Consider the following 21298-nt stretch of genomic DNA (forward strand, 5'->3'; position numbering starts at 1 on the left):
AGGTCGCCCCGATGTTGAGCGACCTTTTTTATTTTTCTGCATTTTTTTTAGTCTCAGCTGGATCGAGATAGACGAAGTTGGGGTCAACTTCGTGGTCAATTTTTTCAAAAGCTTGGTCCATTTGAGCTAGAATTTCAGCCTGATATTCTTCGGTTAATTTAACCCGGCGATCAATCATAATGGGTTCGCCAAAGCTAACAGTGATTTTTTGACGCTTTAAGAGGCCACCGAATGTTACCGGACCTTGGTAAACAGCTGGTACAATTGGCACACCCGCCATTTTGGCGATTAAAAGCACGCCCCCTTTGAGTTCTTGAGAGTGGCGAGTTCCCGAAGGAAACATAATCAAGGATAAATCTTTTTTACGCAAGTTTTTAACCGGTGTCTTAATAACTGACGGACCAGGATTAGCCCGATCGACTGGAAAAGCGTTAGCGTGTACTAAGATGTAACGCAAGATGGGATTTTTAAAAAGTTCTTGCTTGGCCATAAAGGAAAACTTTTTTGGTGCACCAGCTAAGGCAAAGTAAATGGGATCCCACCAGGTCCGATGTGGCCCCACGAGGATATAATTTCCTTCGGGTAAGCGGTCTTTATTGAGGTAGTGGGCATTTCCATTTAAAATAAATACAACGATGCGTGCAACTACGCGGATAAATGAATAAAACAAAGATAAGCTCCTTTCGTAATTTAGCTATCTGCTTAAGTATGCAGAATTTTACGCACAATTTCAAGAAATAATTTAGATAAAGAGGAAATTTAGATGACCAAATCAGTTTTATATGCTGGGGAAAGAATTGATGCTTTGTATGCCAATGACATTAAAATCATTCAATCTCCCCAAGTTTTTTCATTTTCATTAGATGCCGTCCTACTCGCGCACTTTGCTCAGCCTATTCGAAAGCCCAGAGGGTTAGTAGTTGACCTATGTGCAGGTAACGGGGCGGTGGCCTTGTTTATGGCCCATAAAACGCAGGCTCATATTATGGCTGTAGAACTTCAGGAAAGGTTAGCCGATATGGCTCAGCGCTCCGTGCAACTTAACAATTTGCAAGATCAAATTGAAGTGCGTAATGCGGACTTAAAAGACGCGTTTAATTATTTAACTAAGGACACAGTTGACACGATTACGTGTAATCCGCCGTATTTTCCTTTAGAGGTGGAAAGCAAGCGTAATCCTAATGAACATCTGGCCTTAGCACGCCATGAAATTGCGGTTAATTTTGCTGAAATTTGTCAAATTAGTTCGGGACTTCTGAAGATGGGTGGAAAGTTGTACTTAGTTCATCGTCCCGATCGTTTACCGGAACTAATCACCACCTTGGTGGAAAATCGTTTGGCACCTAAGCGGATACAATTTATCCACCCCAAACCAGGTCAAGAAGCCAACATGGTTTTGATTGAAGCTATTAAGGACGGTAAACCGAATGGAGTTCGAGTTTTACCGGCGATTGTCGCTGCTGATGAAGCCGGGAACTATACGGGGATAGTGAAAGAGTTGCTATATGGTAAAGAATGACTCTAAAAAATATTACTTCTATGTACTTTTATGTCGGGATGGGAGTTTCTACGGTGGCTTTACCACTGATTTAGTCAAACGAGTGGCGGCTCATAATGCTGGTAAAGGTGCCAAATATACCAGGACGCATAGACCAGTAGAACTCATTTACCATGAAGAATTTGCTGATAAAAGTCGGGCCTTAAAGGCGGAGTATGCTTTCAAACATCAAAGTCGTATCCAAAAAGAAAACTATCTTAAACGAAAGGGGCTTAAAGCTAGTGCTTGGCAGCTAAAAAAGTCTTAAGCTTTAGCAAAGTAATAGTCTGAAAGTTCTTACTTAGGTTATAATAAAATAGATAAAATTTAAATGAAGGGTGATCAAAGTGAAAATTATAGCATATGCTGTACGTGAAGATGAAAAAGCCGCTTTTGCTCAATGGCAGGGAGAAAATCCAGATATTGAAGTGAAGTTAGTATCGACAGAGTTAACGGTTGCAAGTTTAGAAGAGGCTCGAGGTTTTGATGCTATTGTAGCTTTCCAAACTGGTGAATATCCAGCAGACCTTTTTGACCGCATGCAGGCTATGGGAATTAAGGACCTGTCAGTTCGTAATGTTGGGGTAGATAACCTCAACTTAGCAAGTGCCAAGCAAAATGGGATTACCATCACCAACGTTCCAGCTTACTCACCAAATGCCGTGGCAGAATTTGCAGTGAGCCAAGTTTTGAAATTATTACGGAATGCTAAGGTTTACGATCGTAAAATTAGTCAGCATGACTTTCGGTGGGCTCCCAATGTAGCTGGTGAAATTAATGGTAAAACGGTAGGTGTCTTAGGCACTGGTCGAATTGGCCAAGTTATGATTAAAATTATGCAAGGTTTCGGAGCTAAGATTGTGGCTTATGATCCATTCCCCAATCCTGACCTCGCTAAGCAAGGTATCTACTTGGATAGTCCGGATGATGTGCTTAAACAAGCCGATATCGTTTCCTTACATGTACCAGCCACTAAGGATAATTTCCACTTGATTAATCAAGATACGATTGCTGAAATGCGTGATGGAGCTATTATCGTTAATGTTTCTCGAGGTGCTTTAATTGACACGCCAGCATTAGTGACTGCTGTGAAAAACGGTAAGTTAGCCGGGGCAGTGCTTGATACTTATGAAAATGAAGCCTCATTTTTTAACCATGATTTACGTGGTCAAACACTAAGCGATCCTCTATTGACAGAAATGTTAAGTATGGATGAAATTCTTTTAACACCACACATTGCCTTTTACACGGATATTGCGGTGGGTAATATGGTGAGGGTTTCTTTAGATTCTGCTAAGGATGTTTTAACTACGGGGACAGCACCGACCGTGGTTGTTGGCTAAAATCGTGAAAAAGCTATTGCAATTTAAACCTAGATGGGCTAAAATAATAAAAGTGCTGTAAAGGTACAATTCACACTTTGGGCGATAGACAAAAGAGTGCTCTTTTGAGTCTTTTGGCAGTTGAACCCAGAGGAGGAAATTAAAAACTATTTACATGGAGGTTAATTGAATCATGGCAGTTATTTCTATGAAACAATTACTTGAAGCTGGTGTCCACTTTGGTCACCAAACACGTCGTTGGAACCCTAAAATGAAGGAATACATCTTTACTGAACGTAATGGTATCTACATCATTGACTTGCAAAAGACTGTTAAGTTGATTGATGATGCATACGACTTCATGAAAGATGCAGCTGCTGACGATGGTGTTGTATTGTTCGTTGGTACTAAGAAGCAAGCTCAAGATGCAATTGCTGAAGAAGCTAAGCGTGCAGGTCAATACTATGTGAACCACCGTTGGTTGGGTGGTACTTTGACTAACTGGAATACTATCCAAACACGTATTAAGCGTCTTAAAGAAATCAAGGCAATGGAAGAAGATGGAACATTTGACCGTCTTCCTAAGAAGGAAGTTGCTTTATTACAAAAGCAACGTGACCGTCTTGAAAAGTTCTTGGGTGGTATCGAAGACATGCCTCGTATTCCAGATGTATTGTTTATCGTAGACCCACGCAAGGAACGTATTGCTGTTAAGGAAGCTCAAAAGCTTAACATTCCTATCGTTGCTATGGTTGATACAAACGCTGACCCAGACGAAATCGATGTTAAGATTCCTTCTAACGACGATGCTATCCGTGCCGTTCGTTTGATTACTGCTAAGATGGCAGATGCTGTTATCGAAGGTAACCAAGGTCAAGATAACGCTGAAGTATCAGAAGCAGACTTCGCGGCCGAAGCAAAGGTTGACTCAATCGAAGATATTGTTGAAGCTGTTGAAGGCGACAACAAAGATGCTGAATAGTTAATAAAACTAGGCTGTCTCAAGTCAGGCGCAAAGCTTGGTTTGTGACAGCCTTTTTTAAAATTTTTAATCAAATCCAAGGAGGTTCTTTAGAACTATGGCAGAAATTACAGCAAAACTTGTTAAAGAATTGCGTGAAAAGTCAGGTGCCGGTGTTATGGACGCTAAGAAGGCACTTGTAGAAACTGATGGCGACATGGAAAAGGCTATCGAATTCCTTCGTGAAAAAGGAATGGCAAAGGCGGCTAAGAAGGCTGACCGTGTGGCTGCTGAAGGTTTAACAGGGGTTTACGTTGATGGTAACGTTGCCGCTGTGGTTGAAGTTAACTCAGAAACTGACTTTGTGGCTAAGAACGCTCAGTTCGTTGAATTAGTTAAGGCAACAGCTAAGGTCGTTGCTGAAAACAAGCCAGCTAACAACGAAGAAGCCCTTGCCTTAGTAATGCCTTCTGGCGAAACTATGGAAAAAGAATACGTAAATGCAACTGCTACTATCGGGGAAAAAATTTCTTTCCGTCGTTTCCAAGTTGTTGAAAAGACAGATGCACAACACTTTGGTGCTTACCAACACAATGGTGGTCGAATCGGGGTTATCTCTGTCATCGAAGGTGGCGATGATGCTTTAGCTAAGCAAATTTCAATGCACATTGCTGCTATGAAGCCAACTGTTTTATCATACAAGGACTTAGAGGCTGAATTTGTAGCTGACCAATTAGCACAAATGAACCACAAGATTGATCAAGATAATGAAGCTCGTGCTATGGTTGATAAGCCAGCATTGCCACACTTACAATACGGTTCCAAGGCACAATTGACAGACGAAGTTGTGGCTAAGGCTGAAGAAGATATCAAGGCTGAATTAGCTGCTGAAGGCAAACCAGAAAAGATTTGGGACAAGATTATCCCAGGTAAGATGAACCGCTTCATGTTGGACAACACTAAGGTTGACCAAGAATTCACTTTACTTGCACAAGTTTACATCATGGATGACAGCAAGACTGTGGAACAATACATGGAATCAGTTGATGCCTCTGTTGTAACATTTGTACGTTACGAAGTTGGTGAAGGTATCGAAAAGCAAGAAAGTGACTTTGCTGCTGAAGTTGCTGCTCAAATCAACGGCTAAGAAGAGTTAGTTGTTGAATGAAAGAAATGTCAATTAGCGTTGCTAGTTGGCGTTTTTTTGTACGAAAAGGAAAATGGAAAAGAAAATTAAAGAATTTTGGCAAGTATTTTGTCAAAAACGGGGGATTAACCCACAATGTCATGTTGAAGTTTATGCTTTTGGGATGGATGCTAGGCAAGCTGATGATTTAGCAACTTTAGTAAATCAAGGAATTAAAACGGCAACCACGTCAGCTTACGATATGTATGCTCCAGAAGAAAGATTTCCGCAAGTTGGCGATTATAACATAATTCTAGATGGGCAGGACCAGCCGGTTTGTGTTACGCGCACGGTAGTTACCGAAACGGTTGCTTATGCCAATATTTCGGCCGAACATGCTTACCATGAAGGAGAAGGTGATCGCTCCTTGGCTTATTGGAAAGCTGTCCACGAGGAATTCTTCCAAGAAGAATACGCGCAAGCTGGGCAAGTTTTTGACCCACAAACTGCGCGTTGTTATTGTGAAGTTTTTGAAAAAATCGAATAAGTTAGATACTAAAAATCCGCCTAGCAATTGCCAGACGGATTTTTAACTTAATTACTTACTTAACGAATTACGCTAACGGAGCAAGGAGCATTTTGCGCGAGCGCACTAGCTTGCGAACCGATAAAAACGTGCCCGTGATGTTTGTTAGTTTCAGAACCGCAAACCAAGAGGTCAGGTTGGAACTGTGGAATAATTTCGTTAATGATAACCTTAGCGGGAACACCTTCACCAGTAAAGGAAGTAACATCTTCAACCCCGAAACTTTTGGCTTTGTTAACATAACGTGCTAAATCTCTTTGGATAGTGTCACGATGTAAGTCGTAAACCTCATGTGTCAAGGCATCGAAGACGTTGAATTCATTAATTTCCATCACGGAAACAATTCCCAAGGGAATATTAAGCCGCTTGGCCGTAGTTACGGCATAGTTAAAGGCGCGGATTGATGAAATAGAATCATCTTCATCGACAGCGACCAAAATTTTTGAAAATGTTAATGGCTTAATTTCAAAGTTTGCAAGTGTTGGCATTATAAATTCCTCCCTAAGCTTTTTGACTTTGATGTTTCTTAGCGATTTCTTTATCTTTTTTAGCAACTTCGTAAGTTGTCCAGAAGAGTAAGATTAAAATGGCGATAATTAAAGTGTAGGCAATCCAGTTAGCAAGGTTAATTTCATTGGCACTAGGATTACTACCAAAGAAATCAAGGACCGCATCAGGTAACCCCCTAAGGTTTAGGAAAATTAAACCAATAACAGAAATCCAACCAAAAAACTGTATCCAAAATCCGTTTTTAAATTTACCCATAGTATTTTTACTATTGGTCATAACTAATAGAGGTAACATTGAGAATGGCAAGGCAAAAGATAAGAAAATTTGCGAGTCATTCATTAAGCGATTTAAGGCTTCATGTTGTTGAATATCTGATTGTCCTTTAGTTAAAGAAACGGCAATTAAAACTGGTGCCACAGAAAGTAGACGCGTCACTAAACGTCGAGCCCAAAGTGGCATGCGCATGTGGATGAACCCTTCCATAATAACTTGCCCAGTTAAAGTTCCGGTAATTGTGGAGTTTTGCCCAGAGGCTAGTAAAGCTACCGCGAACAAGGTTGATAAAATTCCAGAACGGGCAATGCTTGCTAAAACACCGTTACCTAATTTGCTTGGGTCGGATAAAGCATCATAAAGACCAAAGAAGGATGGGTCTTGTACAGTTCCAGATTTAAAGACTGCGACCCCAACGATTAGAAGTAAACAATTAACGATGAAGGCAGCTGATAATTGGATGTTAGAATCCCAAGTGGTAAAGCGGACCGCATTAGTAACTTCTTGTTCGTTGTTATGGTCAATCTTTCGGGTCTGAGAGATAGCGGAGTGCAAGTAGAAGTTGTGAGGCATTACAGTAGCTCCGATAATACCTAAGGAACCACTTAAAGGAGTCATACCGTTCACTGCATGGTGAGTAGAGAAAGTTTCTCCAGTTGGAACAAATCCTTTGAAGACATCGCCCCAGTTAGGGTTAGATAAAATTACTTGGTAAGTAAAAACGAATAAAATTACTAAAATTAAAGCAACAACAATCCCTTCGATTTTTCTAAAACCGACTTTCATTAATAAAAGTAAGACGAAAACATCAACAACGGTAATGAAAACGGCAATAATTAAAGGAATATCGAATAAAAGATATAAGGCAATGGCAGCCCCAATAACTTCAGCGATATCGGTGGCCATGATGGCGAGCTCAGTCATAATCCAAAGGACAATTCCTAAACCTTTACCGGTTCTTTCACGAATGGCTTGGGCTAAGTCAAGTTGGGTCACAATTCCAAGTTTAGCGGCCATATATTGCAGTAACATCGCAACTAAACTTGAAATTAAGATAATTGACATTAGCATGTACTGGAAGTTTTGACCACCAGTAATTGAGGTAGACCAGTTACCTGGATCCATGTAGCCAACAGCTACTAAAGCACCTGGTCCCGAGTAGGCGAGTAAAGTATGCCAGAAGCTTTTTCCCTTAGGAACTTCCACTGTTCCGTTAATTTCCTCTAAAGAAACACCGTTGGCTCGTGAAACCAACTTGTGTGGGTTTGCGTTTTTTTCTACGTTTGTCACTAGAAAAAACTCCTTTCTTATTTGGTACTCATGTATTGTAACGTAAAATTTTCAATCTGAAAAGAGTTTTTTTAGGTGTACCGTAAAAAAAGTTTGATTAACCTAAAAATAAATCATGAGTAAGCGTTTTAGGGAAATTTTTGAGAAATTCGTAGTATAATAAAAAGAAAAAAGAAAGGGTGCTGTCAATTATGGAGGAAAAGTGGCTCCGTTATTTTGACCAGCAACAAGCTCGGAGGCCGGCAGTTTTAAGGCAGTTAATGCTTGGTAAAGTAACCTCGTCAGTTGCTTTTTGGGCTTGGACTTACGACTGGCTTAAGTACTATTATTTGAACCCGCATTTAAAGAAAGAGATTTTCGATCAAGAAATTAAAAACTTACAAAAAAAAGGTTACCTGAGTGAAGGTGAGGCAGGGATGGTGCTCACAAATCAGGGACAAGCTTTTTTGGCGGCTACGCAAACTGGAATTTGCATTCAAAAGCCTGAACTTTTTGGGCGCATCAATATGAAGCTTTGGCCTGAAGCCTTGGCCTTATGGGTACAGGTGTGTTCTGAACTTAGTTATAGTAATTCTCATTACCGGGTTTTGAGCCAGAGAATTTTCCTGCAAAATCAAGTTAAAATGGTTTTGCAACAGGTAGATAAGGCTCAGTTCGTGGTGGATTTTAGTCAAGCTTTGGATGCTTTTTTAGCACAAGAAAAACCACAAGCGGCCCTGGCCTTCGCTTTATTATTAGCTGGTCACCAGCAGACGGGTTTTACTCAAACACAGGTTGCAAAAAAAGTGGGGTGGACACCCAAACAAGTTGAAGTAAATTATCTTGATATGGTCAGTCGGTTGGGGGAATACTTTTTACAGGCAAATGATAAGTTAAAGTGTCTAGTTGAACCTTATTTACGACGAAATGTACTTTTTTCTGAACCAGCTCAGGAAAGTTACCGGCTTTTTTTAAAAGGTTATTCACGACAAAAAATTGCCCAACTAAGGGGGGTTAAAATCAGTACAGTTAATGATCATCTTCTCTTAGCGGCTATTTTATATCCTGATTTTGACCGTAAACAAGCCTTTGTTCAAGCTGCTGATCGGGAGATTTTAAGACAGTATTATCATGGTTCGCCGGAAAAATGGCGCTATAAGGATATGCAGCAAAAGCGAGTAGATGTTGAGTTTATTAAATTTCGAATTTATCAAATTCAAAAAATGCGTGAGGTAGGCTATGGACAAACTACAACAATTTTTACAAACTAATTTTGGATATGAAGATTTTCATGCAGGACAAAGAGCTGTGATTGAAAGTCTTTTAGCCGAGCAAGATACCATCGCAATTTTACCGACGGGTCAAGGAAAATCTTTGTGTTATCAATTTATCGGACGTTACTTACAAAAAACGGTTGTTATTATCACTCCCTTATTATCATTGATGCAAGATCAAATTGAACAGTTGCGCTTGCAAGGAGTAAAAAAAGTGGTAGCGATTAATTCGATGCAAGACTGGGCTAGTCGGCAGTTAGTTTTGCGGAATTTGACCAGTTATCAATTCATTTTTTTAGCTCCGGAAATTTTTCAAAATTTGGAAGTTAGTACAGGTTTGGCTCAGTTAGATTTAGGTTTGTTAGTCGTCGATGAAGCTCATTGCATTTCCCAGTGGGGTCCGGATTTTCGACCGGATTATTTGCATTTGGGTCGGATAAAAAAACAAATGCATAACCCGCCGACCTTGGCTTTGACAGCCACGGCAACGCCCAGAGTGCGTGGCGATATTCAAAAAGGTTTAAATATGAAAGACCCCTTTGAAGTACGTTTATCGGTTGACCGTCCTAACATTTATTTAGCGAGTTTTGAGAGTCAAAATGAGACTGATAAACAAGTTCAACTTCAGAACTTATTAGGTAGGTTACAAGGCCCTGGTCTGGTTTACTTTTCTAGTAAGAAGAAGGCTAGTCAGATGGCTCAAGTTCTGGGGCAGATGAGTAATTTAAGGATTGGAGCTTATCATGCGGGGTTGAGTAACCAGGAACGCTTTATTATTCAGGAACAATTTTTACGTGGACATCTAGACGTCGTCTTTGCTACGAGTGCCTTTGGTATGGGGATTAATAAGAAAAATATTCGTTATGTAATTCATTACCACCTACCGGTGACATTAGAGGATTATCTTCAAGAAATTGGCCGTGCTGGGCGAGATGGTCGCCAAGCCATTGCGGTGCTTTTGTATAGTCCCGGTGATGAGCGCTTAGCCCGTTTTTTAGGGCAAGATTACTTGCCAGATCCACAAGCGATTAACTTTTATAGTCAAAATCCACAGTCGCTAAATTCAAAAGATCCCGGTCAAGCGTTATTGGCTCGCTTTTTTAATGATGGTTTTACAGCGGGGCAGTTAGAGCAAATGTGGACACAAAGAAAGCAAGAAAAGGCGCGAGCATTGCAGGAAATTTTAGAATATATTCATAGTGAAACTTGTCGTCGACAACAAATTTTAACTTACTTTCATGAGCAAGTAGTCGTTGAGCATACGACAAATTGTTGTCAATTAGGGGCGGCAACCATCCCCTTCCAGACTTTGCAACTAGAAAAAAAAGAGGACGAGGTAGATACCAACAAATTAAAAATTCAAAATTATCAGCAATGTTTAGAAGTGCTTTTTAAGGATTTTGGAAAAAATAGCGACCTTGAGCTACCGAATTAAGGTAGGGTGTGATAAAATAAGATGTATTAAGGTCAGGGAAAAAGGCCAAGTTCACGATAGAAGGGAGTTTACCTCGGTAATCATTACGAGGGCAGAACATTATGAGTGATCATCAAAAGAAACCATGGAATAATACATTTGAAGATGATAAAGATGATAAGGGGAATCTTTCACGAACAGCTAGTCGGAAAAGTAATAAGAAAAATAATATGTTGACAACTGGTTTATTAGTAATTTTTGTTGTCCTTATTGTAGGGGTGATTGGACTGTACTTTGTCTCTCAAAATACCTCTAATCCTACGGGTAGCTCCGATAACGAAGTGACCATAGCATCCTCAAGTAGTGAAAAGTCAAGTAAAGTCAAAACTTCTTCTAAAAAGAAAGCTACGTCTAAAAGTGAAAAAGAAGAGTCAGCTAGTGAAGCTGTCTCTAGTGAAGAAACAATGACTACGACAGAAGAATCTGTTACATCGGAATCCTCTGAAAGTGAAAGTGCGCAAGCATCTGATGAAACAGCTAGTTATGCTACGGTGGCAGCAGGACAGGGAATTTATCGGGTAGCTGCCAACCACGGGTTATCAGTCAGTGAATTAATTCAGTTAAATCCTGGTTTATCTGCGAACAGCAATTTAACACCGGGACAACAGTTAAGAGTAAAATAAAACAAAATTGTGGCTTTGGGCCACAATTTTTGTGTGTAAAGGAAGTATTAAATGATGAAGAAAATGCAAATTGCTATTGATGGTCCGGCAAGTGCGGGTAAAAGTACAGTAGCTAAACTTGTAGCTAAAAAATTAGGTTACATTTATTGTGATACGGGTGCTATGTATCGAGCGGTTACCTGGGCGGCACTGCAAAAAGGTATCGCCGTGACTGATGACCTCGCTTTAGCGAAGTTATTACAAGATTTTAGTTTAGAGTTTGTCCCTGCAGAACCAGAACAGAAGGTTTTAGTAAATGGTCAAGATGTTACTAAAGCTATCCGTATGCCGGAAGTAGCTAACAATGTTTCAGCAGTGGCGGCTCAAGCTAGTGTTCGCACTGATTTAACTCAAAGGCAAAGAGATATTGCGCAAACTGGAGGCATCGTTATGGATGGTCGTGATATTGGGACCACGGTTTTACCGCAAGCGGAAGTTAAAATCTTCCTGATCGCTTCAGTAGCTGAACGAGCTTTACGTCGCCACAAGGAAAATCTTGAAAAAGGTATTCCTTCCAATTTGAAGATTTTAGAAGATGAAATTGCTCAAAGAGATTACAAAGATTCACATCGAGAAATTTCGCCTCTAGTCAAGGCCGTAGATGCTACTGAGGTAGATACTACGAGTTTAAATATTGATGAAGTAGTCGCAGTGATTATGGATTTGGTGGCTCAAAAAGAAAAATAATCGATAAAAATAAATTTTTTACTGGTATTTTAAGTAGTAATAGTATAAAATGTAATTTAGAGTTAGTCGTTAAGGAGGACATAGTCCATGAGTGAAACAGAAGCAAACAAGGATTTATTGGAAGCTTTAAACAGCGTACAAGATGTTAAAGTTGGTGACGTTGTCAAAGGGGAAGTTTTAGCCTTTGATGATGACCGTCAAGTGATCGTTGGAATTGAAAACGCCGGTGTTGAAGGTGTAGTTCCTGCGCGTGAATTGAGCAACGATGCTGAATTATCAGTTGGTGACGTGCTTGATTTAGTGGTGGTTTCTAAAATCGGTTCTGACAAAGAAGGCGGTAGCTACCTCTTGTCACAACGTCGCCTTGCTGAACGCAAAGTTTGGGAAGACATCGAAAAGAAATTTGAAGCAGGCGAAACAATTACAGCCCCAGTTAACCAAATTGTTAAGGGTGGTTTAGTTGTTGATGCAGGCGTACGCGGCTTCGTACCAGCTTCGATGGTTTCCGACCGCTTCGTAGAAGACTTGAAGCAATTCAAGGGTCAAACATTAGAATTTAAGATTGTTGAAATTGAACCAAGCGAAAACCGTTTGATTCTTTCACGTAAAGAATTAGTTGCACAAGAACGTGAAGCTAAGAAGAAGGAAGTTATGGACAAACTTGTTGTCGGCGATGTTGTCGAAGGTAAGGTTGCTCGTTTAACTAACTTTGGTGCTTTTGTTGACTTGGGTGGTGTTGATGGTTTAGTTCACGTTTCAGAAATTTCCTTCGAACGGATTGACAAACCTGCCGATGCTTTGAAGGTCGGTCAAGAAGTTAACGTTAAAGTTTTAGCTGTTGACGAAGAACGTGACCGCATTTCATTGTCAATCAAGCAAACATTACCACAACCATGGGACAAGGTTGCCCAAGAAGTTGCCGAAGGTGATGTTTTAGAAGGTACTGTTAAACGTTTAACTACTTTCGGGGCCTTTGTTGAAGTTTTCCCTGGAGTAGAAGGTTTAGTGCACATTTCACAAATTTCACACAAGCACATTGCAACACCAAACGAAGTATTGAATTCTGGTGAAACTGTACAAGTTAAGGTTTTAAGTGTTGATGTTGCTGCTCACCGTTTAGCATTATCAATCAAGGCTTTACAAGAAAAGCCAGTTGCTGAAAAGAAAGAAGTAGCTCCAGCACCTGAAAAAGTTGAAGTTCCAGAAGAAGAAACTGGGTTCACTTTAGGTGATGTAATTGGTGACCAATTAAAACAAGACTAAGTTAGTCAACTTTGAAACTGACCCAAAAGTCATACTTTTGGGTCAGTTTTTGCTGAAAAATGATAAAAAAGAACTGATTTAAGAAAAGAGGTAAGGATATGGCAAAACCAATTGTGGCGATTGTTGGACGTCCTAATGTTGGGAAATCAACTATTTTCAACCGGATTGCCGGTGAAAGAATCTCAATTGTGGAAGATACGCCAGGGGTTACTCGGGATCGAATCTATACTAGTTCAGAATGGATGGGACAAAAATTTAATTTGATTGATACCGGTGGGATTGATATGGGGAACGAACCGTTTGTAACCCAAATTACGGAACAAGCCCAAATTGCGATTGATGAAGCGGATGTCATTGTTTTCGTAACATCTGGACGTGAAGGGGTAACAGACGCCGATGAAAAAGTTGCACGGATTTTATATCAAACAGATAAACCTGTAATTTTAGCCGTTAATAAAGTTGATAATCCGGAAATGCGGGCGGAAATCTATGATTTCTACGCTTTGGGTTTCGGTGATCCACTCCCAATTTCTGGGACTCATGGAATTGGAACCGGGGATTTATTAGACTTGATTTGCCAGAATTTCCCGGAAAAAATTACTGATGAAGAAGATGGCTCTATCAAGTTCTCCTTTATAGGTCGGCCGAATGTAGGTAAGTCTTCTTTGGTTAATGCCATTCTAGGAGAAAATCGGGTGATTGTTTCCAATATTGAAGGGACGACCCGTGATGCGATTGATACCAAGTTTGTCACAGAAACCGGTGATGAATACACTATGATTGATACGGCTGGGATTCGGAAAAAAGGTAAGGTTTACGAAAGTACTGAAAAATATTCTGTTTTACGAGCTATGCAAGCGATTGATCGTTCTGATGTGGTTTGTGTGGTATTAAACGCTGAAGAAGGAATTCGGGAGCAAGATAAGCACGTGGCGGGCTACGCCCATGAGGCCGGGCGAGGCATTATTATCGTGGTTAATAAGTGGGATACTCTGAAAAAGGACAATAAGACCATGAAGGATTTCGAAAATTTGATTCGTCAAGAATTCCAATATCTTTCCTATGCGCCAATTGTCTTTGTATCAGCTAAAACTAAACAAAGATTAGACCGCTTGCCAACGATGATTAAGAAGGTTAATGAAAACCACTCACAACGGATTTCTTCTGCGGTCTTAAACGATGTCTTAATGGATGCTATTGCTCACAACCCAACGCCAACTGACAATGGTAAGCGACTACGGGTTTACTATGGAACCCAAGTAGCGGTTAAGCCACCAACTTTCGTAATTTTCGTTAATGATCCGGATTTGATGCACTTTTCTTATGAACGTTTCTTAGAAAATCAAATCCGAGCAGCCTTTGATTTTGAAGGAACGCCAATTCACTTAATTGAAAGAAGAAGAAAGTAAAAAATCCCTGAAGCTGAGCAAAAATTCGGGGCAAAAAGCTTGCTATATCAAGCTTTATATGGTATTTTATTAAGTGAGCAATGATTTTGTGAGTCATTGTTTTTACCTGTAGCATCAGGTAAGCAAGGCTGTCTTTGGCAGTCGATCTCTTTAGAGGAGGTGAAATTACACATGGCAAACAAAGCACAATTAATCGATACTGTTGCAGAAAAGACAGGTTTGACTAAGAAGGACGCAACTGTTGCAGTTGACGCAGTTTTTGGTTCAATTCAAGACTTTTTAGCAGAAGGTGAAAAGGTACAATTAATCGGCTTCGGTAACTTCGAAGTACGTGACCGTGCTGCTCGTAAGGGTCGTAACCCACAAACAGGTGAAGAAATTCAAATTCCTGCAAGCAAGGTTCCTGCATTCAAGCCAGGTAAAGCTTTAAAGGATGCTGTTAAATAAGCTTGTTTAACACAAAGACCGGGACTTTGTCTCGGTCTTTTTGCTGGAAAAGAAAAGGAAGATAACATGACATTTGCAGAAGAAATGCTCCAAGCCCTCAGTGATGGTGACTTGGATTTAGCCAAGAAAAAATTTATTTGGTCTCTACGTAAGGATAGTCCTGAAATGGTCTATTCTATGGCAGAAGAACTCTATGCTTTAGGTTTGAATGATATGGCCAAACGTGCCTACCAAAAGCTCTTAGCGGATTTTCCGAATGAAGATGATTTGAAAACTGCTTTGGCAGATATTGCCATTAATGATGGTCAAGATGGAGAAGCTTTGAATTATCTAGCAGACATTAGTCCAGACTCACCGGCATATATTTCTAGCCTTTTAGTAGCAGCTGACTTGTACCAAACCCAAGCGATGTTTGAAGTCAGTGAGCAAAAACTCTTAGAAGCTTATCGCTTAGCGCCTGATGAAGAAGTAATTCAATTCGCCTTGGCAGAGCTATATTTCAATATGAAGAAATACCCACAAGCGGCGGAATACTACCTAGACTTAATCAAGTCTGGAGTTATCAACTATTCCCGGGTGAACTTAGTGCAACGCTTAGGGATGGCCTATGCTTTAGCTGGAAAGTTTGAAAAAGCTTTGGCTTACTTAGAACAGATTCACGAAGAAGATTTGGATGCCGATACGCGTTTCCAATTGGCCTTTACCCAAGCACAATTAGGTCAAGAAGAAGAGGCTATCAAAAACTACACTAAGTTGAAGGAAGAAAAGGCGGATTATGCGACGACTTATCCGGCCTTAGCTGAACTGCAAGCAAAACACGGTGATTATGCCGATGCCTTGATTACGGTACAGGAAGGTTTAGCAGTCGATGAATATAATGTCCTGTTATACCAATTAGCGGCCCGCTATGCGACAGCTTTGGGTCAACCGCAAAAGGCGGAAAAATATATTCAAGAAGCTCTGGAACAAGATCCTGATAACCTAACTCTAGTCCTGGAATTAAGTAATCTTTACCTTACTAACCAAAAGGACCAAGAAAACATCGACTTTTTGACCACTTATCTGAAGAATGATGAAATTGATGCTCAAATTTACTGGAATTTGGGACAATCATACGCACGTTTAGATGACTATGAAAGAGCAGTGGAGAACTATGTTGCTGCTAAGCCCGTTTTGGAATCTAATCCTGATTACTTACGGGATGCGGCTTACTTCTTTAGAAATGCAGGGGAACGGCAATTAGCACGCGAATGTGTGAACTTATTCTTACAGGATAATGAAAATGATGCCGAAATGATTGAATTGGCTGATCAATTAAATGATTTCTACTAAAAAATGCGCTGAATCTCAGCGCATTTTTTTGAGGATTAAATTACGATAGTAAGCTAAGGATTGAGGAGGAAGATGCATAATATTCATCAATTGGGTATCACTTAAGCTTTGATTTTGGATGATAAAGTTCATGACCGCAGCTTGTAACATTTCACGGGGGGCAGGCTTAAATCCTAAAGTTGCAGTATCTTTGTTAAGATATTTATGCAGGGCATAGATGGTTAAACGTGGGGCATCAGGTCGGATGTGTTGCTTCAAAAAGAGGTCATCACAGGCTTGACGCAAGCGCATGGTTGCTTGTCTTTGACGAAAATCTTGATAAAAAGTGGCTTGACTAGGGGTGAAGTCTTCATGTTCTAAGACGCGATAGAAACCTTCTGCCATCATTTCTTTGACGGAATAAAATCGTGCAGTTAGCAACATAATTAGGCGTGTATAGTCGGTAAGTCTTTCGTCGGCTAGATAAGTTTCCAAATCATCGGTCCAATTAAGGGGGACGGCGAGTTCAGTAGAACGTTTTTTGCCGTGAATATTAATGGTTGGTAAGTCCGCTGAGGCTTTAATGGTGAAAAGGAAAATGAAGTAAATATTTAGATGAGAGAGCACCTTATTATAGGTGGTATTTTTATATTCACGCTTAATTGATAGCATTTCGAGATAGTCACGAACGTCATTTTCGCTGAGGACTTTGACCAGTCCAATTTCTTGGTAGGTACGATTAAAGTGGGATTCGTAATTAAAAAAGTCGGTTAAGTCATTATAGAAATCGGCAATGGTTGAATCTTTGAGTTTTTTAACATCTTTTAGATAACGTTCGAATTGTTCTTGATAAGGGTAATCCATAGTAATAGACCTCCTGATTAGTTATGTTAACTTTAGTATAACACATTTCATCAGCTAATGATGAGGAAGAAGTGTTTTGTGATAATAAAAAGGAATTACTGACATTCGTCTTGGAATGTTAGTGATTCCTCTTCTAAAAGTAAATAGTTTTTTGGGCGGCAATTACGTGGACGACTTCTCTGAGTTCGGCCGGTGTCATAGTGGCGGTAAGATTTAAATCGTAACCTAAGGTTAAGTCCGCTTGGCTAACTTGTTCTAACTGTCCAACCGATGAAAAATCGTGATAAAGGTCAAAAGCCTGGAGGTATGCCTGGAAGTCAGGTTGCCAGTTTAGGGGGTGACCTTGTTTTTGAGCTAGGTCATCAAGTCTCAATAAGAGCTCGGGACTGTAGGGATATGCCGCAAAGGAAGACGCTGTTGCCAGTTGCGTAGTAAAATACTTGGTTAGTTGTTTATAGTTTAGGGCGGGTTGCTCAGTGGCCATACTTTGAGCAATTAAGAGTATATCTAGTTGTGCGGCGTTTAAGTGCTTTTTTAATTTTTTAATGCGCGTTTTGTGGATACCTTGTGGTAAAAAGCTAGGGAGGTAACCAATTTTTTGACCATCTTTTTCCAAGATAAGGGCAATGGCTCCAAGATAGCCATTATCACTAGCTAAGGCAGTTACCGTATAAGGTCCGATGGTAGTGGGATAACCCAAGGGTAAAGTTTTCATATTTGATGGATAGGTAGCTAAGATACCTAAGCGTGTCATTTTTTGTAATAGCATGAATAAATCAAGACTGAGGTAAAAGTCATGGTCAGGATATTTGGTCAAAAGATCGAGGTTGCTTTGACTAAGGTGAGTTAAAATCGTGGTTTGTCCTAAAGTGTCTAAGCCTAAATCAGGGAGTAAGACCCCGGTGGGATAGGTTTGTATATTCATTGGTTAACACTCCTATAAGTTGGCGTCAGTTTTGAAATTTAAAGGTGATTTATCGGTGGCTAAGGTAATTAATTTATGGGACAATTGTTGGTAAGCCTCAATTCCCTTAGCTTGCCACGTAATGTTTTTTTCAGTTAAAAAATTGGTTAGATCTTGTCCTTCAAGTTTAAGAGCTTGTATGTCGCTGGCATGAACTTCATAACGGTAGTAAATATTTAATTTTTCTTGCACTTCTTTGACTAAAGGCATGAATTCGTGGTAGTGAGCGTCAGCTAAGACCCCGACGTGTTTGTAGATCCAGTAAGCAGAATCTGGTTGGTATTCTTCTTGCCCTATCTTGTAAGCTGGATGAACGTCACTTGCTCCAGGATAAATAGGAACAAAAACGCTTTGCGCTGCGACTCCCATAGCTAACCATTGGATACCAGCAATTGCTGGTGGTAAGTTGGGCCGAATTTGTAAAACATGAGCCTCTTGGGTTTTGGCTAAAGAAATAGGTCGGAACTTGTGTTTTTGGGTGGAGCTGCCTTGACCGACAGGATCATATTCTGTCCCTTGATAGTGGGAGCTCAGAAAGTCAGTAGCATCTTTTAAATCTAAAAGTCGAGAGGCTTTGCGTATAAAGGGGAGTTCTTCGCTCATTGGGTCTTGACTAATTTCAGGGTTGAACATTTTTTGACCATACCAAACCCGAGGAGTGCTATAAATCTCATCGCTTAAAGTTTGAGTTCCAAAAATTTGGCGGAAGTTAAAACCATTAGGGTGAGGGTTTAAGTGGTTTTGAGCTACAAATTCTTGAATCCCCGGAGCAAACAAGAAGTTGTCGGGATCTTCAAAGTCGATTTCTTGAATTGCTAATTGATTAGCTACGACGGCATAAGCATCGTCGGGAATGCGTTGGGCGACCCAGTAATGGCCAGAACCAACTTCCATGTACCAAACTTCGTCTTGGTCCGCAAATAAAATTCCATTAGCTTCGCTTGTTCCGTGTTCTTGGATGATTTGTCCTAAACGTAAAATTCCTTGGCGGGCGGTTTTGACGTAAGGCAAAACAACGGTCACCATGGCTTCTTCGCTTATACCTCCAGTTACGAACGGATCAGCACCGAGAACCCTTTGGTTGGCGTAAGCTGATTCGGTTGCTGACATGCTACGCCATACTCATTAATACCATCTTCTTCAAATAAACCGAATTTATCAGTCCATTCAGGTGTCGCGCTATATTTATAGGCGACTTCAGGAAGGTTAAGCTTTAAACCGGTATCGTTGGAAGTAAAAGTATGATTAGGGATTTTAGTCCGCGGGTGAATCACCAAGTGTTTTGGCCAAGCGCTTTTAGCATCTTCATTGCGTCCAATTATTGTTGAACCGTCAATAGAGGCTTTTTTCCCAATTAAAATACTGGTGCAAGCTGAAAGTTCTTGTTTTGTTACTGTCATGTAAATCCTCTTTTCTTATTTTTCACTTATTTATTCTAACAAAAAATCCGTTAAAAATTTAGGGGAAAGGTTAATAATTTATTGCCTTTTGATTATATCTTGTTTATAATGATAGCAATATAGTAAGAAGAAAAGAGGAGTCGGGTTATGCCACTTGTTCATATTGAATTAATCGAAGGTCGTTCACAAGACCAATTGAAACACTTGGTGGAAGATGTAACTAAAGCGGTCACTGCGAATACTGGTGCCCCAGCTGAACATGTCCACGTTATTTTAAATGAAATGAAAAAAGATCGCTACGCTGTAGGTGGCGTCTTAAAGAGTGACGAAAAATAGTGGGAAAAGAAGCTGGGTTTTCTGGCTTCTTTATTTTTTAAAAGAAGGGATGAAAGAACGTGTTAAAAGTACCAACAAATGAGGCTGGACATCTAACAATCGGTGGTGTGGACGCCTTACAACTAGCACAAGAATACCAAACACCTGTCATTGCCTATGATGTGACAGCGATTAAACAACAATTACGTGACTTCAAAAAGGCCTTTGTTAAAGCTGGGGTGCCTTTTCACGTTTCATATGCAAGTAAAGCCTTTTCGGCGCTGGCCATGTATCGTTTGGTTGCTAATGAAGGGGTTGGTTGTGACGTGGTTTCTGGTGGGGAACTTTATGCTGCCTTAAAAGGTGGGATGCCTGCAGAAATGATTGAATTTCACGGTAACAATAAAACACCAGAAGAATTAGAAATGGCGGTTGAAGAAAAAATTGGTCGTATTGTTATTGATAACTTCCAAGAAATTAGATTTTTAGATAAGATTTTGCGGAAACATCACACGACTATGAAAGTTCAATTACGTATTACTCCCGGGGTTGAAGCGGAAACCCACTCCTATATTTCCACTGGACAAGCGAACTCCAAATTTGGTTTTGATATTATTTCTGGTCAAGCACGGAAAGCTTTGGAAATGTTAATAGCCAATCCACGTATTGAAGTTGAAGGGTTGCATTGCCATATTGGCTCCCAGATTTTTGGAACAGCTGGCTTTGTAATGGCTGTTAAGAAGATGGTTCAAATGATGAAACAGTGGCAAGATGAACTGGGCTTCGTGACTAAGGAACTGAATATTGGTGGGGGATTTGGGATTCGCTACACTGACCAAGATCAAGTAATTGATACAGAACAGTTTTCTCACGATATTTTAGGGGCGGTTAAGGATGAAACGCAACGTCAAGGTTTAGCTATGCCAGAAATCTGGATAGAACCGGGGCGGGCCGTAGCAGGTGAAGCAGCCACAACCTTATATACAGTCGGTTCACGTAAAGATGTCGATGGGGTTTGTCACTTCTTAGCCGTGGATGGCGGGATGGGAGACAACATTCGTCCAGCTTTATACCAAGCAAAGTACGAAGCTTTCTTGGCCAAAGCTCCACAAGCCTTAAATGAACAAATTGTTACTGTAGTTGGGAAGTACTGTGAGTCTGGTGATATCCTGGTTAAAGACTGTCCTTTACCAAACACGCAACCAGGTGACATCTTAGCGATTCCGTCAACGGGGGCTTATGGTTACACGATGGCTTCTAATTATAATCGTAATGGTCGTCCAGCCGTAGTCTTTTGTGAAAATGGTAAGTCACAATTGGTGGTTCGACGTGAAACTTTCGCGGATATGTTAGCTTACGAAATTTTACCAGAAGAATAAAAGCGAGAAATCTTTAGGAAAGACCTAAAGATTTTTTGTTTAGTTTTGAAAAAAATTCGAGAAAGTTCTTGACGATTTTGGTAAAAGCAAGTATGATATTAATTGTTGCTGATTCAGGTATCAATTTTTAATTGTTTAACTCAATTAATTGAATTTGGTACAATTTTAAAAGTTATTTGAGCAGTTTAGATAAAAATATTTAAAATTAATTCTTGACAGTTTTGTTTGTTAAGGTTATGATATAGAAGTTGTCGCAAGACGGCGA

The 21298-nt window shown here is 40.2% G+C and carries 20 protein-coding genes and 2 pseudogenes; 16 read left to right on the top strand and 6 right to left on the bottom strand.

Annotated features, from left to right (window positions below; translation table 11 throughout):
* Nucleotides 1–28 precede the first annotated feature (28 nt).
* Complete coding sequence (locus JCM10991_RS00795; RefSeq protein WP_025020275.1) at nucleotides 29–670, bottom strand: lysophospholipid acyltransferase family protein; 642 nt, start codon at nucleotides 668–670, stop codon at nucleotides 29–31.
* A gap of 93 nt (nucleotides 671–763) precedes the next feature.
* Between JCM10991_RS00795 and JCM10991_RS00800 the strand changes: the two genes are divergently transcribed.
* From JCM10991_RS00800 to JCM10991_RS00825, 6 genes are all read left to right on the top strand, one after another.
* Complete coding sequence (locus JCM10991_RS00800) at nucleotides 764–1519, top strand: tRNA1(Val) (adenine(37)-N6)-methyltransferase (RefSeq protein WP_025020276.1); 756 nt, start codon at nucleotides 764–766, stop codon at nucleotides 1517–1519.
* Nucleotides 1506–1805 carry a GIY-YIG nuclease family protein gene (locus tag JCM10991_RS00805; RefSeq protein ID WP_025020277.1) on the top strand — a complete coding sequence of 100 codons (300 nt, stop codon included), beginning with the start codon at nucleotides 1506–1508 and terminating at the stop codon, nucleotides 1803–1805. Before JCM10991_RS00800 ends, JCM10991_RS00805 begins: the two co-directional genes overlap by 14 nt.
* A 79-nt stretch (nucleotides 1806–1884) precedes the next feature.
* A complete protein-coding gene (locus JCM10991_RS00810; protein WP_025020278.1) occupies nucleotides 1885–2880 on the top strand; it encodes a D-2-hydroxyacid dehydrogenase in 996 nt (331 codons plus the stop codon).
* A gap of 172 nt (nucleotides 2881–3052) precedes the next feature.
* Entirely contained in the window at nucleotides 3053–3841 is a 789-nt protein-coding gene (rpsB, locus tag JCM10991_RS00815) for a 30S ribosomal protein S2 (RefSeq protein ID WP_023858861.1), read from the top strand.
* 97 nt (nucleotides 3842–3938) lie between these two features.
* Nucleotides 3939–4967 carry a translation elongation factor Ts gene (gene tsf / locus JCM10991_RS00820; RefSeq protein ID WP_023858860.1) on the top strand — a complete coding sequence of 343 codons (1029 nt, stop codon included), beginning with the start codon at nucleotides 3939–3941 and terminating at the stop codon, nucleotides 4965–4967.
* Nucleotides 4968–5040: 73 nt separating this feature from the next.
* Complete coding sequence (locus tag JCM10991_RS00825) at nucleotides 5041–5493, top strand: ASCH domain-containing protein (protein ID WP_023858859.1); 453 nt, start codon at nucleotides 5041–5043, stop codon at nucleotides 5491–5493.
* Nucleotides 5494–5552: 59 nt separating this feature from the next.
* Here JCM10991_RS00825 and JCM10991_RS00830 read toward each other — a convergent pair whose 3' ends face one another.
* Nucleotides 5553–6020 (bottom strand): universal stress protein, encoded by a 468-nt coding sequence (locus JCM10991_RS00830; RefSeq protein WP_023858858.1) that lies wholly within the window; start codon nucleotides 6018–6020, stop codon nucleotides 5553–5555.
* Between the two features lie 13 nt (nucleotides 6021–6033).
* On the bottom strand, nucleotides 6034–7605 hold the full coding sequence (locus JCM10991_RS00835; RefSeq protein ID WP_025020279.1) for an Nramp family divalent metal transporter: 1572 nt from the start codon (nucleotides 7603–7605) through the stop codon (nucleotides 6034–6036).
* Between the two features lie 191 nt (nucleotides 7606–7796).
* Here JCM10991_RS00835 and JCM10991_RS14235 point away from each other — a divergent pair, with 191 nt between their 5' ends.
* The 8 genes from JCM10991_RS14235 (at nucleotide 7797) to JCM10991_RS00875 (ending at nucleotide 16132) form a co-directional block, all read left to right on the top strand.
* The gene (locus tag JCM10991_RS14235; RefSeq protein WP_025020280.1) at nucleotides 7797–8855 is read left to right on the top strand and encodes a helix-turn-helix domain-containing protein; all 1059 of its coding nucleotides are present in this window, start codon (nucleotides 7797–7799) and stop codon (nucleotides 8853–8855) included.
* A complete protein-coding gene (locus JCM10991_RS00845) occupies nucleotides 8824–10293 on the top strand; it encodes a RecQ family ATP-dependent DNA helicase (protein ID WP_025020281.1) in 1470 nt (489 codons plus the stop codon). The genes JCM10991_RS14235 and JCM10991_RS00845 overlap by 32 nt, the downstream gene beginning before the upstream one ends.
* A gap of 101 nt (nucleotides 10294–10394) precedes the next feature.
* Nucleotides 10395–10955 carry an SAG1386/EF1546 family surface-associated protein gene (locus tag JCM10991_RS00850; RefSeq protein ID WP_023858854.1) on the top strand — a complete coding sequence of 187 codons (561 nt, stop codon included), beginning with the start codon at nucleotides 10395–10397 and terminating at the stop codon, nucleotides 10953–10955.
* Nucleotides 10956–11006: 51 nt separating this feature from the next.
* Complete coding sequence (cmk, locus tag JCM10991_RS00855) at nucleotides 11007–11681, top strand: (d)CMP kinase (protein ID WP_023858853.1); 675 nt, start codon at nucleotides 11007–11009, stop codon at nucleotides 11679–11681.
* A gap of 87 nt (nucleotides 11682–11768) precedes the next feature.
* The gene (rpsA, locus tag JCM10991_RS00860; protein WP_023858852.1) at nucleotides 11769–12944 is read left to right on the top strand and encodes a 30S ribosomal protein S1; all 1176 of its coding nucleotides are present in this window, start codon (nucleotides 11769–11771) and stop codon (nucleotides 12942–12944) included.
* A 98-nt stretch (nucleotides 12945–13042) separates the two neighbouring features.
* Nucleotides 13043–14353 carry a ribosome biogenesis GTPase Der gene (gene der, locus JCM10991_RS00865; protein ID WP_023858851.1) on the top strand — a complete coding sequence of 437 codons (1311 nt, stop codon included), beginning with the start codon at nucleotides 13043–13045 and terminating at the stop codon, nucleotides 14351–14353.
* Between the two features lie 171 nt (nucleotides 14354–14524).
* The gene (hbs, locus tag JCM10991_RS00870; RefSeq protein WP_023858850.1) at nucleotides 14525–14800 is read left to right on the top strand and encodes a non-specific DNA-binding protein Hbs; all 276 of its coding nucleotides are present in this window, start codon (nucleotides 14525–14527) and stop codon (nucleotides 14798–14800) included.
* Nucleotides 14801–14866: 66 nt separating this feature from the next.
* Entirely contained in the window at nucleotides 14867–16132 is a 1266-nt protein-coding gene (locus JCM10991_RS00875) for a tetratricopeptide repeat protein (protein ID WP_025020283.1), read from the top strand.
* A gap of 15 nt (nucleotides 16133–16147) precedes the next feature.
* Here the strand turns inward: JCM10991_RS00875 and JCM10991_RS00880 are convergent, their stop codons facing one another.
* From JCM10991_RS00880 to JCM10991_RS12035, 3 genes and pseudogenes are all read right to left on the bottom strand, one after another.
* Nucleotides 16148–16975, bottom strand: a complete 828-nt coding sequence (locus JCM10991_RS00880) for a site-specific integrase (RefSeq protein WP_023858848.1) — start codon at nucleotides 16973–16975, stop codon at nucleotides 16148–16150.
* Nucleotides 16976–17108: 133 nt separating this feature from the next.
* A complete protein-coding gene (locus JCM10991_RS00885) occupies nucleotides 17109–17900 on the bottom strand; it encodes a hypothetical protein (protein ID WP_023858847.1) in 792 nt (263 codons plus the stop codon).
* A gap of 12 nt (nucleotides 17901–17912) precedes the next feature.
* Nucleotides 17913–19339 (bottom strand): annotated as a pseudogene (locus JCM10991_RS12035) (C69 family dipeptidase).
* 144 nt (nucleotides 19340–19483) lie between these two features.
* Here JCM10991_RS12035 and thmT point away from each other — a divergent pair.
* Together thmT and lysA are read left to right on the top strand one after the other, a co-directional pair.
* Nucleotides 19484–19675: pseudogene (gene thmT, locus JCM10991_RS00895) on the top strand (2-hydroxymuconate tautomerase); the annotation flags it as partial.
* 59 nt (nucleotides 19676–19734) lie between these two features.
* Entirely contained in the window at nucleotides 19735–21033 is a 1299-nt protein-coding gene (gene lysA, locus JCM10991_RS00900) for a diaminopimelate decarboxylase (RefSeq protein WP_025020284.1), read from the top strand.
* The last annotated feature ends 265 nt before the right edge of the window (nucleotides 21034–21298 follow it).

Origin of the sequence: Ligilactobacillus equi DSM 15833 = JCM 10991 (assembly GCF_000615765.1) — a bacterium.
In the GTDB taxonomy this organism is placed as follows: domain Bacteria; phylum Bacillota; class Bacilli; order Lactobacillales; family Lactobacillaceae; genus Ligilactobacillus; species Ligilactobacillus equi.

Bases quoted from the DNA above. Each gene is read 5' to 3' on its own strand.
- JCM10991_RS00800 (WP_025020276.1), top strand. From the start codon at position 764: ATGACCAAATCAGTTTTATATGCTGGGGAAAGAATTGATGCTTTGTAT.
- JCM10991_RS00805 (WP_025020277.1), top strand. From the start codon at position 1,506: ATGGTAAAGAATGACTCTAAAAAATATTACTTCTATGTACTTTTATGT.
- rpsB (WP_023858861.1), top strand. From the start codon at position 3,053: ATGGCAGTTATTTCTATGAAACAATTACTTGAAGCTGGTGTCCACTTT.
- tsf (WP_023858860.1), top strand. From the start codon at position 3,939: ATGGCAGAAATTACAGCAAAACTTGTTAAAGAATTGCGTGAAAAGTCA.
- JCM10991_RS00825 (WP_023858859.1), top strand. From the start codon at position 5,041: ATGGAAAAGAAAATTAAAGAATTTTGGCAAGTATTTTGTCAAAAACGG.
- JCM10991_RS00830 (WP_023858858.1), bottom strand. From the start codon at position 6,020: ATGCCAACACTTGCAAACTTTGAAATTAAGCCATTAACATTTTCAAAA.
- JCM10991_RS14235 (WP_025020280.1), top strand. From the start codon at position 7,797: ATGGAGGAAAAGTGGCTCCGTTATTTTGACCAGCAACAAGCTCGGAGG.
- JCM10991_RS00845 (WP_025020281.1), top strand. From the start codon at position 8,824: ATGGACAAACTACAACAATTTTTACAAACTAATTTTGGATATGAAGAT.
- JCM10991_RS00850 (WP_023858854.1), top strand. From the start codon at position 10,395: ATGAGTGATCATCAAAAGAAACCATGGAATAATACATTTGAAGATGAT.
- cmk (WP_023858853.1), top strand. From the start codon at position 11,007: ATGATGAAGAAAATGCAAATTGCTATTGATGGTCCGGCAAGTGCGGGT.
- rpsA (WP_023858852.1), top strand. From the start codon at position 11,769: ATGAGTGAAACAGAAGCAAACAAGGATTTATTGGAAGCTTTAAACAGC.
- der (WP_023858851.1), top strand. From the start codon at position 13,043: ATGGCAAAACCAATTGTGGCGATTGTTGGACGTCCTAATGTTGGGAAA.
- hbs (WP_023858850.1), top strand. From the start codon at position 14,525: ATGGCAAACAAAGCACAATTAATCGATACTGTTGCAGAAAAGACAGGT.
- JCM10991_RS00875 (WP_025020283.1), top strand. From the start codon at position 14,867: ATGACATTTGCAGAAGAAATGCTCCAAGCCCTCAGTGATGGTGACTTG.
- JCM10991_RS00880 (WP_023858848.1), bottom strand. From the start codon at position 16,975: ATGGATTACCCTTATCAAGAACAATTCGAACGTTATCTAAAAGATGTT.
- JCM10991_RS00885 (WP_023858847.1), bottom strand. From the start codon at position 17,900: ATGAATATACAAACCTATCCCACCGGGGTCTTACTCCCTGATTTAGGC.